The following is a 13,687-nucleotide window of genomic DNA, read 5'->3' as shown; positions in this document are numbered from 1 at the left end:
CATTTTCCGGCGCCGCGCCTGTGAAATAGGATGCGAGCCCATACCCCGACCCTGCATTTCATGCCATAAGCCCCGCGGTTTCCTTCATCGCGGGTTGATCCATGGAATTCTACTTTCCCATCGAACTCGGCGAGCAGCTCGCCTTTCTTGCGGCTTCTGTCGCAGCGCTCATCGGATGCTTTGTGCTCTTTGCCCCAGGCCTCACCCTGAAGGCGCTTGCCCTTGTCCCGGCAGAAGGCCGCCCGGAAGGGCTCGGAGCCGTGCGATCCATCGGCGGCTTGATCGTCGGCTTTGCCGGGACCGCACTGCTGCTTGCCCAGCCAACGGTCTATCTGGCGTTTGGCGCCGCTGTCGGGCTGTCCGCCTTCGGCCGGGTCCTGTCCATCATGTCCGATCAGGGCAACACCTGGCGCAACCTTCTCCTCCTGGTTGTGCAGACGGTCATCGCTTCCCTCACCCTCGCCTATGTCTTTGGTCTGACTTGATCTTCGCTTTTCGAACGGGCTCAGCCGATATCTCGTCAATTTGACGCAGTTTCGGACAAAAAAAGCTCCAAGGCCTTGCTCTGAAGGATCAAACCGTTAATACGCGTGTTGCGAGTCTAGACCTGCTATGCTAGACGAACCGCGAAATTCGGAAAACGCAAGTGCAGCATGCTTGTGTTTTTGGGGAAAAACAAAACGATATCAGGAGCTTGAGAGGCCTCAATCGAGGTGTCCGGCCAACTGGATCAAGATCAGGGAATTTTTTGCCCGTGGCAGACGCATCCCAAGTGATTTCAGGCGTGGCGGAGCGTTATGCATCGTCGCTTTTCGAGCTTGCGCTCGAAGCCGGCGTGCTTGACGCCGTCGCCGCCGATCTCAACCGTTTCCAGGCGATGATCGACGAAAGCGCCGATCTGAAGCGCCTGGTTCAGTCGCCCGTCTTCACGGCCGAAGATCAGGTGAAGGCCATCAGCGCGATCGGCGAAAAGGCCGGTTTCAACGCGCTGGTGTTGAACTTCCTGAAGGTCGTCGCAAGCAATCGCCGCCTGTTTGTCGTACCCGGCATGGTGGCTGCCTATCGCCAGATCCTCGCCCGTCACAAGGGTGAGATGACGGCTGACGTCACGTCTGCTCATGCCCTTTCGGCGGAGCAGGAAACCGAACTGAAAGCGGCGCTGAAGGGCGTTACCGGCAAGGAAGTTTCGATCTCCGTCACGGTCGATCCGTCTTTGCTCGGCGGCCTGATCGTCAAGATCGGCTCCCGCCAGATCGACACGTCCCTTCGCACCAAACTTTCCACCCTTAAGCTTGCACTGAAAGAGGTTGGCTGATGGATATCCGCGCCGCGGAAATTTCCGCAATTCTTAAAGATCAAATCAAGAACTTCGGCAAAGAGGCAGAAGTCTCTGAAGTTGGCCAGGTTCTGTCCGTCGGTGACGGTATCGCCCGCGTCTACGGCCTCGACAACGTTCAGGCCGGCGAAATGGTCGAGTTCCCGGGCGGCATCCGCGGCATGGCGCTCAACCTCGAAGCCGACAACGTAGGTGTGGTTATCTTCGGTGCCGACCGTGGCATCAAGGAAGGCGACATCGTCAAGCGGACCGGCGCCATCGTTGACGTTCCGGTTGGTCCGGAACTGCTCGGCCGCGTCGTTGACGCGCTCGGCAACCCGATCGACGGCAAGGGCCCGATCAACGCGACCCGCCGTTCGCGCGTCGACGTAAAGGCTCCGGGCATCATTCCGCGCAAGTCGGTTCATGAGCCGATGTCGACCGGCCTCAAGGCCATCGACGCCCTCATCCCGGTTGGTCGTGGCCAGCGCGAGCTCGTAATCGGTGACCGCCAGACCGGCAAGACCGCGATCATTCTGGACACCTTCCTGAACCAGAAGCCGATCCACGACAACGGCCCTGATAACGACAAGCTCTACTGCGTCTACGTCGCTGTTGGCCAGAAGCGTTCGACTGTTGCCCAGTTCGTCAAGATCCTCGAAGAGCGTGGTGCTCTTCAGTACTCGATCATTATCGCTGCTACCGCATCCGACCCGGCTCCGATGCAGTATCTCGCACCGTTCGCCGGCTGCGCCATGGGCGAATACTTCCGCGACAACGGCCAGCACGCCCTGATCGCTTACGACGACCTGTCGAAGCAGGCTGTTGCTTACCGTCAGATGTCGCTCCTGCTGCGTCGTCCTCCGGGCCGCGAAGCTTATCCGGGCGACGTTTTCTATCTCCACTCCCGTCTGCTCGAGCGCGCTGCCAAGATGGGCGACGCTGCCGGTGCCGGCTCGCTGACCGCTCTGCCGGTTATCGAAACTCAGGGTAACGACGTTTCGGCCTTCATTCCGACCAACGTCATCTCGATCACCGACGGTCAGATCTTCCTTGAAACCGACCTGTTCTATCAGGGTATTCGTCCGGCCGTTAACGTCGGTCTGTCGGTTTCGCGCGTTGGTTCTGCCGCGCAGATCAAGGCGATGAAGCAGGTTGCCGGCTCGATCAAGGGCGAGCTTGCCCAGTATCGCGAAATGGCCGCCTTCGCCCAGTTCGGTTCCGACCTCGACGCCGCCACCCAGCGCCTGCTAAACCGTGGTGCCCGTCTGACGGAACTCCTGAAGCAGGCTCAGTTCTCTCCGCTCAAGACGGAAGAGCAGGTTGCTGTGATCTTCGCTGGCGTGAACGGCTACCTCGATAAGGTTCCGGTCAACCAGGTTGGCAAGTTCGAACAGGGTCTCCTCTCCTACCTCCACTCGGAAGGCAAGGCGATCCTGGACGCGATCCGCACCGACAAGGCGATCAGCGACGACACCAAGGGCAAGCTCAAGGCCGCCCTCGATAGCTTCGCGAAGAACTTCGCCTAATTCAGGCTCAAGCCAAGGACGGATAACGGATGCCTTCACTAAAGGATCTGAAAAACCGGATCGCCTCCGTCAAGGCGACGCAGAAGATCACCAAGGCGATGAAAATGGTCGCCGCGGCGAAGCTGCGTCGTGCGCAGGAGGCGGCCGAGGCTGCTCGCCCGTACTCGCAGCGCATGGGTGTCGTCCTGGCCAACATCGCGCAAGCCGTGGGTTCGGACGACAGCGCACCCCGCCTGATGACCGGCACCGGCAAGGACGACGTGCATCTGCTCGTCGTCTGCACTGCCGAGCGTGGTCTGTGCGGCGGTTTCAACTCGTCGATCGCCCGTTTCGCCCGTGACCATGCGCGCAAGCTCCTGGCTCAGGGCAAGACGGTCAAGATTTTCTGCGTCGGCAAGAAGGGCTACGACAGCCTGCGCCGCGAGTTCGCCGGCCTGATCGTCGAACGGACGGATCTGCGCGACGTGAAGCGTGTTGGCTTCACCAATGCGGATGCCATCGGTCGCAAGGTCATCGGCATGTTCGACCGCGGCGAGTTCGACGTTTGCACGCTGTTCTATTCCGAATTCAAGTCGGTGATCAGCCAGATCCCGACCGCCCAGCAGATCATCCCGGCCGCTCCGGCCGAGGCTGCCCCGCAGGGTGGTGCATCTGCGCTCTACGAATACGAGCCGGATGCGGCCGGGATCCTCGAAGATCTGATCCCGCGCAATATCTCGGTTCAGATTTTCCGGGCCCTGCTCGAAAACGTCGCGGGTGAAATGGGCGCCAAGATGAGCGCCATGGACAATGCGACACGCAATGCCGGTGAGATGATCAATAAGCTGACGCTTTCGTATAACCGCCAGCGTCAGGCGCAGATCACCAAGGAACTCATTGAAATCATTTCGGGCGCGGAAGCGCTCTGAGGTTAAGGAAAGAGGGTAAGATAAATGGCTAAGGCAGCTACCCCCAAGTCTAAGGCGGTGAAGTCCGCAGCCGGCGCTCTCGGCAAGGTCACGCAGGTCATCGGCGCCGTCGTCGACGTCTCGTTCGAAGGCGAACTGCCCCCGATCCTGAACGCGCTGGAAACCGATAACGGCGGCAACCGCCTCGTTCTCGAAGTTGCGCAGCACCTCGGCGAAAACCAGGTCCGCACGATCGCCATGGACTCGACCGAAGGTCTCGTCCGCGGCCAGCCGGTCAGCGACACGGGCGCTCCGATCACCGTTCCGGTTGGTCCGGAAACGCTCGGCCGCATCATGAACGTCATCGGCGAGCCGGTTGACGAAGCTGGTCCGCTCGTCACCGAAGGCCGTCGCTCGATCCACCAGGAAGCACCTTCCTACGTCGAGCAGTCGACGGAATCGCAGATCCTCGTCACCGGCATCAAGGTCGTCGACCTGCTTGCTCCTTACGCCAAGGGCGGCAAGATCGGCCTGTTCGGCGGCGCCGGCGTTGGCAAGACCGTTCTGATCATGGAACTGATCAACAACGTCGCCAAGGCGCACGGTGGTTACTCCGTATTTGCAGGCGTGGGTGAACGTACCCGCGAAGGCAACGACCTTTACCACGAAATGATCGAGTCCGGCGTTAACAAGCACGGCGGCGGCGAAGGCTCCAAGGCTGCGCTCGTGTACGGTCAGATGAACGAACCGCCGGGCGCCCGCGCTCGCGTTGCACTGACCGGTCTGACTATCGCTGAAGACTTCCGCGACAAGGGTCAGGACGTTCTGTTCTTCGTCGACAACATCTTCCGCTTTACCCAGGCAGGTTCCGAAGTGTCGGCTCTGCTCGGCCGTATCCCGTCGGCCGTTGGTTATCAGCCGACGCTTGCTACCGACATGGGTCAGATGCAGGAACGCATCACCACTACGACCAAGGGTTCGATCACCTCGGTTCAGGCCATCTACGTTCCCGCCGACGACTTGACCGACCCGGCTCCGGCCACTTCGTTCGCCCACTTGGACGCAACGACGGTTCTGTCGCGCTCGATCGCCGAAAAGGGCATCTACCCGGCTGTTGACCCGCTCGACTCGACCTCGCGCATGCTTGACCCGCTGGTTGTCGGCGAAGAGCACTACGAGATCGCTCGTAAGGTTCAGACGACGCTGCAGCGCTACAAGTCGCTTCAGGACATCATCGCCATCCTCGGCATGGACGAACTGTCCGAAGAGGACAAGATGACGGTTGCCCGCGCCCGTAAGATCGAGCGCTTCCTGTCCCAGCCGTTCTTCGTTGCTGAAATCTTCACCGGCTCGCCGGGCAAGCTGGTCGCACTCGAAGACACGATCAAGGGCTTCAAGGGCCTGGTCAACGGCGACTACGACCACCTGCCGGAAGCCGCCTTCTACATGGTAGGCTCCATCGAAGAAGCCATCGAAAAGGCCAAGCGCCTGGCTGCTGAAGCTGCCTAAGTACAGGGACTGCCGGCACGCGGGATGACCCGCGTGCCGCTCCATCCTTCATCAGAGAAGTGAACGACCATGGCCGACAATTTCAACTTTGAGCTCGTTTCGCCCGAGCGTCTTCTGCTCTCCGAACTGGTGATCGAAGTCGTCATTCCGGCAACGGAAGGCGAAATGACCGTCATGGCCAATCATGCGCCGACCATGACGACCATCAAGCCGGGCGTGGTGACTGTGAAGCTCGCTTCCGGTCAGGTGTCCAAGTATGTGGTCTTCGGCGGTTTTGCCGACGTCCTGCCGACCGGCTGCACGCTGCTCGCCGAATCCGCCGTTCCGCTTTCGGAAATCTCGCCCGACACGCTGACCAAGCGCATCGACGAAGCCCGCAAGGAACTGGAAGGTGTCGAGCATCACGAGCACCGCACCAAGCTCGAGCAGTATCTCGCCGAGCTCACCAACCTGAACGGCGTTCTCGTTGCCGCCTGATCGGCTGCTGACGGCTGACAAAGATTGAAGCCGGGCCCTTAGGTCCGGCTTTTTTCATGCCCTGATGTCAGGCTGAGACGGCGTCTTCCAGGATCATCGCCGCACCTTTTTCGGCAACCATCATCGTCGGCGCATTGATGTTGCCAGCGGTGATGTTCGGGAAGATGGAGGCATCGACGATGCGCAGGCCTGGGACACCATGGACCCTGAGGCGGGTATCCACCACAGTCTCGTGTGGATCTGTCCCCATCGCGCAGGTGCCGCACAAGTGGTAGATCGAGCCGCTGTTGAGCCTAAAATAGTCGAGCAGCTTGTCATCTGTATCGGCAGCCTTGGATGGCGACACTTCCTCCTCGACCCAACCATCGAGCGCCCGCGCGTTCGCGATGCGGCGCATCAACCGGCTCCCTTGCAAGACTTCCTCTATATCGCGATCCGTCGAGAGGTAGTTTGGTCGAATGAGCGGAGTGTCGGAAGCGTCGGGCGAGGCGATCGAGATCGTGCCCTTGCTGGTCGGGCGGCAGGCGTTGAAGGCGATCAGGAAACCGGGATAGGGCTCCGGTGTCAGGCCTGCGCGCGGACTATCCGGGATCCGATAGGACAGCGGGTTGAAATAGACCTGGATGTTCGGGCGCTTCTCCTCATGCGATCCGCGGAAGAAGCCCCCGGCCTGGTTGACGCTCATCGCGAAGGGACCGGTACGCTTCAGGAGCCACGTCAGTCCGAAGCGGGCCTGGCCGATGAGACTTGCGAATTCACCATTCAGCGTGGGCTGTTTCGAGCGGTAGTAGAAGCTGGCGCAGAGATGGTCCTGCAGGTTCTTGCCGACGGCCGGCAGATGTTTGCGGGTCTCGATGCCATGCGCAAAGAGCATCGATCCATCGCCAAAGCCTGAAAGCTGCATCAGCTTTGGCGTATCGACGGCGCCGGCTGCCAGTATGAGCTCGCGGCGCGCGTTGAAAGTTCTCACCCGGCCATGCTGCATGAGCTCGATACCCGACACCCTGCCATCCGCCTCGACCAGCAAACGCCGCGCATGTGCCTCGCGCTCGATCGTCAGGTTTGGTCGTTTGAGCGCCGGGCGCAGATATTCGGCGCTGGAATGCGAACGCTGGCCGCGCCTTGTATTGACGTCGTAGACGCCGGCCCCTTCAAGCGTCTCGCCGTTGAAATCCTCGTTGAGCGGGATGTCGAGCTCGTTACAGGCATCGAGGAACGCGTCACTCACCGGATGCGTGGCGCCACGCATCGGCGTCACATGGATCGGGCCGGTTCCGCCATGCCAGCGGCTTTCACCCCGGGCGTGGGTCTCCAGCTTGCGGAAATAGGGCAGCACGTCATCGAAGCCCCAGCCCGGGTTTCCGGCGTCGCGCCAGTCGTCGAAATCCTGACGCGCGCCGCGTACGAAGACCATGGCATTGATCGAGCCGGAGCCACCCTGCACCTTACCGCGTGGGGCGTAGATCCGCCGACCGCCGAGGTTTGCCTCCGGCTCCGTGCGGTACATCCAGTTGACCTTCGGATTGTAATAGCTCTTGGCGTAGCCCACCGGAATCTTGAACCAGAAGGACTTGTCCTCGCCACCGGCCTCGATGAGCAGCACCGTATGGCGTCCGCTCTCGCTCAGGCGGCTCGCCACGATGCAGCCAGCCGAGCCTGCACCGACCACGATGAAATCAAAGATCATGGGGTGTTCCTCAGCCCTTGGCCGGCATGAAGTCTTTCACGTCGGCATGCTCGGCCGCCATCTGCAGATGCAGCCTTTCGCCGGTGTAGGGCGTGTGCCTGGCGATGACGTCGTGGTTCAATTCGATGCCCAGCCCCGGCTCGCGTGACGGGATCAGATAGCCGTCGTCGAAGCTCAGCTTCGTCTTTAGCACATCGGCATGGAAACCGCCGAAATCCATGATCGCCTCATGGATGAGGAAGTTCGGGCAGGTGGCTGCCAGCTGGATCGAGGCGGCTGCCCCGACCGGGCCGTTGTAGAGATGCGGCGCAATCTGCGCATAAAAGGCCTCGGCCATCCCGGCGATCTTCTTCGCCTCCAGCAAGCCGCCGACACGCGCGACATTCATCTGCAGGATGGAAGCAGCGCCAAGCTGCAATACTCTCTGGAATTCGTATTTCGTCGTCAGGCGCTCGCCCGTCGAGACGGGGATCGAGGTCGCGCGCGCGACTTCCGCCATCGCGGCTTCCTGGCCGGGCGGTACGGGCTCTTCGAACCAGAGCGGGTCATACTTTTCGAGACGCTTGGCGAGACGGATCGCCGACGACGGCACCATCTGGCCATGGGTGCCGAAGAGGATGTCGGCGCGGTTGCCGATCGCATCGCGGATCTTGCGGCAGAACTCTTCGCAGCGATCCATGACGGGCAGGGAGAGCTGGTGACCGGAATAATTGGTGTAGGGCCCGGCTGGATCGAATTTCAGCCCGGTGAAGCCGGCCTCAACCATGCGGACCGCCTCTTCGGCGGCGAGATCCGGATCGTTGTAGTCGTAGTCTCCGGCCGCGTTCTTCGGATAGAGATAGGTGTAAGCGCGCAGCTTGTCATGCACAGGGCCGCCGAGCAGATCGGCGACCGACCGGCCCGCCGCCTTGCCGATGATGTCCCAGCAGGCGATTTCGAGACCGGAGATGATCCCGACCATGGTCGGGTCGGGCCGCTGGGTGAAGCCGCTCGAATAGGCCGCGCGCCAGAAGCGCTCGATCTGATGTGGATCGTGACCTTCGAGATAACGGGTGAAGACGTCTTCAACGAGGACCGCGATGCCCGAGGGGTGGAAGGCGGTCGAATAGATTTCACCGACGCCCGTGATACCGCAGGCTGTCTCCAGCTCGACAAAGATCCAGTACATGCCGCCGATATGCGGCGCGGGCGTTGCGACGACGTGTGTCTTGAGCGAAGCGACTTTCATGGATGCCCCCGATGAAGAATTCTTGAGCCGGCTAATTGGTGATCAGTGTTTGAGAATGACGAGGCGCGTCTGGGTGAATTCCAGCATGCCGTGTTTGCCGTCGTCGCCGCCGAGGCCAGAGCGCTTCCAGCCGGCGTGGTAGCCCTGATAGGGATCGGCCGGAAAGCGGTTGATGTAGAGTTCGCCCGCCTCGATCTCGTTCGCGGCCTTCATCACCTTGCGGTAGTTCTCGGTAAAGACCACCGAGGCGAGGCCGAACTGGTGGTCGCTCGCCATGGCCAGCGCCTCGTCGAAATCGGTATAGGGGATCACGGCCAGCACCGGCCCGAAGACTTCTTCCTGGACGATCTCCATGTCCTGGCGGCAGTCGGAGAGCAGTGTCGGCGGATAGAAATAGCCGTCGCCAGGCGGAAGGAAGCCACCCGTCTCGATCACGGCGCCATCGGCCTTGGCGCGTTCGACCATGTGATGGACGCGCAGGCGGGCTGCGGCATTGGCGAGCGGTCCCATTCGGGTCGGCTCCTCGGCCCTATCGCCATAGTGACGGCGTTCGAAGGCACCCTTGAGCCTGGCGAGAAGCGTGCCATGCACGGAGGCATGCACGTAAAGGCGCTCGACGGAGGTGCAGACCTGGCCGCAATGGGCGGTCTTGGCTGAGAGCACGCTTTTCGTGACCACGTCGAGATCGGCGTCCGGCTCGACGATCACGGGCGTCTTGCCGCCGAGTTCGAGCGAGGGCTTGGCGATGTTGGCCTTGCAGTATTCGAGAACCGTCTGGCCTGCGGCGACACTGCCGGTCAGGGTGATCATGCCCACTTCGCGGCGGGTTGCCATCACCTGGGCCACCTCGTGGCTCATGGCCATGATGCTGACGAGACCTTCTGGAATATCCGCTTCCTTGATTGCCTCGGCGAAGACGAAGGCCGAGGTCGGCGTATTATTGCTGGGTCTGACGACTACGGCATTGCCGGTGATCAGCGCCGGCGCGATCTTGCGGACGAGCGTGTAGATCGGAAAGTTGAAGGGGATCAGACAGGCGACGACGCCGATCGGGGCACGCTTCAGCATCAGGGTTTCGTCCGGCGTGTCGCTCTCGATCACCTCGCCTTCGACGCGGCGCGCCCATTCGGCATGGTAGCGCATCAGCTCAACACCGTAGCCGGTTTCGGCCACGGCATCCTCAAGGCTCTTGCCGGATTCCAGCGCCAGGGCCGCTCCGATCTTCTGTTGATGGCGCTCGACGGCGTCGGCAAGCCTGCGGAGTGCATTGCCGCGTTCGATGGCCGGTAGGCGGCCCCAGGGCTTCTGGGCTAAAGCGGCCGCATCCACCGCCTCGATGACATCGGCTTCGGTCGCCGATGTCACGGATGCGAAGACCCGACCATTGGCGGGGTTCTTCACCTCGATCGTCTGGCGTGGCCCCGTCTCGCGAAACGATCCGGCAATGAAGTTCTGGAAGGTAGGCATGGCAGGCACTCCGACAACGGACAGTCTGCCCAAGTAGGAAGCCGGGCTTGTCTCTTCGCAAGCGACTTATTGTCGGGGTGAACATTCCAAAATGGAATGTTTCAGGCGTTCGCTTGTCTGAGTGCCAGCATCGAGCCCATGCCGAGTTCCTGGCTCAGCCAGCGTCTGAACGCCTCGACATGCGGCGACAGAGACCTATCGCTTCGCGTCACGAGCCAGTAGGATTCGTGGCCCTCGACCTCGACATCCAGCACCTGGGTGAGCGCGCCCGTCTGCATCAGCGGCGCCACCATGGAGCGGTCCGCCACCGCGACCCCCAGCCCGTTGCAGGCGGCTTCGATGACGAGATCGAGCAGGTCGAATTCCAGTCCGCCTTGCGTGTCGGTTTCGGTGAGGCCCGCTGCATCCAGCCAGCGTTGCCAGGTGAGATACCGCTGGTCGGCGGAGGCGAGCACATGCAGGAAGGTGAAGCGGGAAAGGTCGATCGCCTCGCCGTCCCGCAGCCCTTGCATGAGATGTGGCGCGCAGACGGCGATATGGCGTTCGGTAAACAGCCGTTCCGATTTGAGGCTTGGCCATTCGCCGTCGCCGAAACGGATCGCACAGTCCAGCATGCCGCGTTCCGAGAGGTTGTCCTCAAGATCGGTGGTAATGCTCAAATCAACGTCGGGCAGGAAGGCTCTGAGGCGCATCAGCCGCGGCATCAGCCAGCGCTTGGCAAAGGTCGGCGGCACGTTGATCCGGAGACGGAGATTGCTCTTCTCGCGGATATTGCGAACCGTCGTCTCCACCGTGTGGAAGGCCTGCTGCAGCGAGGCCAGCAGTTCGGCGCCCGAGGCGGTCAGTTCCAGGTGATGGTGCCTGCGGATGACGAGTGTTTCGCCCAGCTGTTCCTCGAGATTGCGCACCTGGCGGCTGACAGCACTCTGGGTCAGGTTCAGCAATTCCGCTGCACGCGTGAAGCTGCGGGTCTGACCAACCACCTCGAATACCTTCATCGCGGACAGCGCCGGCAGTCGTCTCATGATCCCTCGTGATGCCCCGATGAGCCTGTGATGATTAAATCAGAGGCTAGAGACCTGCGCCATGCAGTTTTGACGCGAATGTGTCATGCTTTCCGTTATAGCTGATTGAAGGTGTTGGGCGACCGATGACATCAGGGCTCAGGATTTTGTGCTTTGGGGGGAATTGGCATGAAGGTCGGTATCGTGGGTGCGGGAATGGTCGGCAGCTCGGCAGCTTATGCGCTGGCGCTGATGGGGCTTGCCAGCGAGATCGTGCTCATCGATCGCAATGAGGCACTCGCCATCGCGCAGGCGGAAGACATTGCCCATGCGGTTCCGTTCATGTCCTCGACCATGGTGAATGCCGGACAGTACCGGGATCTTGAGGGCGCGAGTGTGGTCATCCTCTCCGCCGGTGTCAGCCAGAAGCCGGGCGAAACGCGTCTTGAGCTTCTGGAGCGCAATTCCGCCGTCTTCCGCTCCGTGCTTGCCGAGGTTCTGCCGGTCGCGCCGGATGCGATCCTGCTGATTGCCTCCAACCCCGTCGACATCATGACCCAGATCACCACACGGCTTTCGGGGCTCGATCCCCGCCGGGTGATCGGCTCGGGGACCATTCTCGACACGGCACGTTTCCGCAGCCTTGTCGGGCGGCATCTGGGGATTTCGCCGCAATCGGTGCATGCCTATGTGCTGGGTGAACATGGTGATAGCGAGGTTCTCGCCTGGACGAGTGCGCGAGCCGGTTCCGTGCCCCTGTCCTCCTTTGCCGCGCAAGTCGGATCGCCGCTGACGGAGGACGTGCGCGCGCAGATCGATGACGGTGTGCGCAACGCGGCCTACAAAATCATCAACGGCAAGGGCTCCACCTATTACGGGATCGGCGCTGGCCTTGCCCGCATCGTCAAGGCGATCGCGCGTGATCAGCGCGATGTGCTCTCCGTTTCCATTGCAACGCCAGAGGTGGCGGGCGTGCGGGATGTCGCGCTGTCGATCCCGCGCGTGGTTGGTGCCGAAGGTGTCGTCGCCGATCTGTTTCCCGATCTCGACGACGAAGAATTCGCCGCATTGAACCGCAGCGCGTCGCTTTTGAAGGAACGAGCCGACGCCATTCCTTTAAAGGCAGTAATGCCTATATAGTTGCAGGATATGCAGGTGCAGCAGCGCCCACCTGTCAGATATAGCGCCCCGATTTCTGGATCATTTGATGAACGAAATGCCGCCACTTACCCCTGAGGCTCTCGATGATTTCCTGCTGAAGGCGCGCGCTGCCAGCGGGCTGTTGAAGGCGCTGTCGCACGAGACGCGTCTGTTGATGCTGTGCATGCTCTGCCAGGGCGAGAAGACGGTCACCGAAATCGAACAGTTCCTCGGCATCCAGCAAGCCGTCGTCTCCCAGCAGCTCGCGCGTCTGAGGAGCGAGAAGGTGGTCCATACCCGCCGCGAAGGACGCCAGATCTACTATCGGATCGCCGATCCACAACTCGCCGAACTGATCTCCGTGCTCTACAAGATGTATTGCGGCCCGACACCCGTCACGATCAGCCAGGCGGCGGCGCTCACCGAGGCGTAAGCCCGAGAGGGCATCGAAAGGGCAGGGCATGATCGACAAGCTGGAATTCTTCATCGCGCTCGCCCGCCAGCAGCATTTCGGTCGCGCAGCCGAGGAATGCGGCGTGACACAGCCGACACTGTCGGCCGGCATCCGGCAACTCGAAGAGCAGCTCGGCGTCATGCTGGTGCAGCGCGGTTCGCGCTTCCTCGGACTGACGCCGGAGGGACAACGCGTGCTAGAATGGGCGCGACGGATCGTCGGTGACACGCGCACAATGCGCGAAGAGATGCGCGCGGCTCGCACGGGTCTTGGGGGTCATATCCGGATAGCAGCCATACCCACTGCTCTTGCGATGGTGCGCAAGCTGACGGAGCCGTTTCAGAAGCGCCATCCGGATGTCACCTTCACCATTCTCTCGCGCAATTCACTGCAGGTTCTCAGCATGCTGGAGGATCTGGAGATCGATGCAGGCATCACCTATCTCGACAACGAGCCCTTGGGGCGCGTCACGAGCGTGCCGCTCTATTCCGAGCGCTATCACCTGATCAGCGCTGCAGGATCGCCGCTCGCCGATCGTGAAACCGTCACCTGGAAGGACGTTGCTGAGATTAAGCTCTGTCTCTTGACGCCCGATATGCAGAACCGGCGCATCATCAACCTCCACATGTCTGAGGTCGGGGTCACGCCCAAGTTGATGATGGAGTCGAATTCGATGATCGTGCTCTTTTCCCACATCCGCACCGGTCAATGTGCCTCTATCATGCCGCGCAACGTAGCGGAATCATTCGGTTTTCCCGAAGAGATACGGATGATCCCAATTACCGAACCGCATGCGGAGCATTCGGTCGGCCTTGTTGCTGCCTATCGTGAACCGCATACTCCTTTGGTATCGGCCCTTCTGCATGAAGCCCGCGCCCGCGCGGCAGCACGGGATTTTGATAGAAATCTTCTATCGTCCGACGGAAGTGCGATATTGACCTGATTGGTCCAACCCACCCATTCTTGACACGACGCAAATGCGGCGGGCCT

At 61.2% G+C, this 13,687-nt stretch carries 13 protein-coding genes; 9 read left to right on the top strand and 4 right to left on the bottom strand.

Annotated elements, in window-relative coordinates; all coding sequences use genetic code 11:
- The first annotated feature begins 101 nt into the window (after nucleotides 1–101).
- From BW978_RS15970 to BW978_RS15945, 6 genes are all read left to right on the top strand, one after another.
- Nucleotides 102–485, top strand: a complete 384-nt coding sequence (locus BW978_RS15970; RefSeq protein ID WP_076396795.1) for an AGROH133_08824 family phage infection protein — start codon at nucleotides 102–104, stop codon at nucleotides 483–485.
- 263 nt (nucleotides 486–748) lie between these two features.
- Nucleotides 749–1,315, top strand: a complete 567-nt coding sequence (locus BW978_RS15965; RefSeq protein WP_076396793.1) for a F0F1 ATP synthase subunit delta — start codon at nucleotides 749–751, stop codon at nucleotides 1,313–1,315.
- A complete protein-coding gene (gene atpA, locus BW978_RS15960) occupies nucleotides 1,315–2,844 on the top strand; it encodes a F0F1 ATP synthase subunit alpha (RefSeq protein WP_006724478.1) in 1,530 nt (509 codons plus the stop codon). The genes BW978_RS15965 and atpA overlap by 1 nt, the downstream gene beginning before the upstream one ends.
- A gap of 29 nt (nucleotides 2,845–2,873) precedes the next feature.
- Nucleotides 2,874–3,752, top strand: a complete 879-nt coding sequence (locus BW978_RS15955; protein WP_076396791.1) for a F0F1 ATP synthase subunit gamma — start codon at nucleotides 2,874–2,876, stop codon at nucleotides 3,750–3,752.
- Between the two features lie 24 nt (nucleotides 3,753–3,776).
- Nucleotides 3,777–5,240: a F0F1 ATP synthase subunit beta gene (gene atpD, locus BW978_RS15950; protein WP_076396789.1), complete on the top strand. Its 1,464-nt coding sequence runs from the start codon at nucleotides 3,777–3,779 to the stop codon at nucleotides 5,238–5,240.
- Between the two features lie 69 nt (nucleotides 5,241–5,309).
- Nucleotides 5,310–5,717: a F0F1 ATP synthase subunit epsilon gene (locus tag BW978_RS15945; protein ID WP_076396787.1), complete on the top strand. Its 408-nt coding sequence runs from the start codon at nucleotides 5,310–5,312 to the stop codon at nucleotides 5,715–5,717.
- Between the two features lie 67 nt (nucleotides 5,718–5,784).
- Here BW978_RS15945 and BW978_RS15940 read toward each other — a convergent pair whose 3' ends face one another.
- The 4 genes from BW978_RS15940 to BW978_RS15925 all read right to left on the bottom strand — a co-directional run bounded on the left by BW978_RS15940 (nucleotide 5,785) and on the right by BW978_RS15925 (nucleotide 11,124).
- Complete coding sequence (locus tag BW978_RS15940; RefSeq protein ID WP_076396785.1) at nucleotides 5,785–7,404, bottom strand: GMC family oxidoreductase; 1,620 nt, start codon at nucleotides 7,402–7,404, stop codon at nucleotides 5,785–5,787.
- A gap of 10 nt (nucleotides 7,405–7,414) precedes the next feature.
- Entirely contained in the window at nucleotides 7,415–8,632 is a 1,218-nt protein-coding gene (locus tag BW978_RS15935) for a mandelate racemase/muconate lactonizing enzyme family protein (RefSeq protein WP_076396783.1), read from the bottom strand.
- Between the two features lie 42 nt (nucleotides 8,633–8,674).
- Nucleotides 8,675–10,099 (bottom strand): aldehyde dehydrogenase, encoded by a 1,425-nt coding sequence (aldA, locus tag BW978_RS15930; protein WP_076396781.1) that lies wholly within the window; start codon nucleotides 10,097–10,099, stop codon nucleotides 8,675–8,677.
- 101 nt (nucleotides 10,100–10,200) lie between these two features.
- A complete protein-coding gene (locus BW978_RS15925) occupies nucleotides 10,201–11,124 on the bottom strand; it encodes a LysR substrate-binding domain-containing protein (protein ID WP_175616895.1) in 924 nt (307 codons plus the stop codon).
- Between the two features lie 168 nt (nucleotides 11,125–11,292).
- Between BW978_RS15925 and BW978_RS15920 the strand changes: the two genes are divergently transcribed.
- The 3 genes from BW978_RS15920 to BW978_RS15910 all read left to right on the top strand — a co-directional run bounded on the left by BW978_RS15920 (nucleotide 11,293) and on the right by BW978_RS15910 (nucleotide 13,640).
- Complete coding sequence (locus BW978_RS15920; RefSeq protein ID WP_076396779.1) at nucleotides 11,293–12,243, top strand: L-lactate dehydrogenase; 951 nt, start codon at nucleotides 11,293–11,295, stop codon at nucleotides 12,241–12,243.
- 67 nt (nucleotides 12,244–12,310) lie between these two features.
- Entirely contained in the window at nucleotides 12,311–12,676 is a 366-nt protein-coding gene (locus tag BW978_RS15915) for an ArsR/SmtB family transcription factor (protein WP_076396777.1), read from the top strand.
- Between the two features lie 28 nt (nucleotides 12,677–12,704).
- Nucleotides 12,705–13,640, top strand: coding sequence for a LysR family transcriptional regulator (locus tag BW978_RS15910; RefSeq protein ID WP_076396775.1), 936 nt, complete (start codon nucleotides 12,705–12,707; stop codon nucleotides 13,638–13,640).
- Nucleotides 13,641–13,687: the final 47 nt, after the last annotated feature.

Source organism: Rhizobium sp. RU33A (assembly GCF_900156055.1).
GTDB lineage: Bacteria > Pseudomonadota > Alphaproteobacteria > Rhizobiales > Rhizobiaceae > Allorhizobium.
Note: the sequence above shows the minus strand (reverse complement) of the source record. Positions and strands in the feature narration are given on the sequence as shown.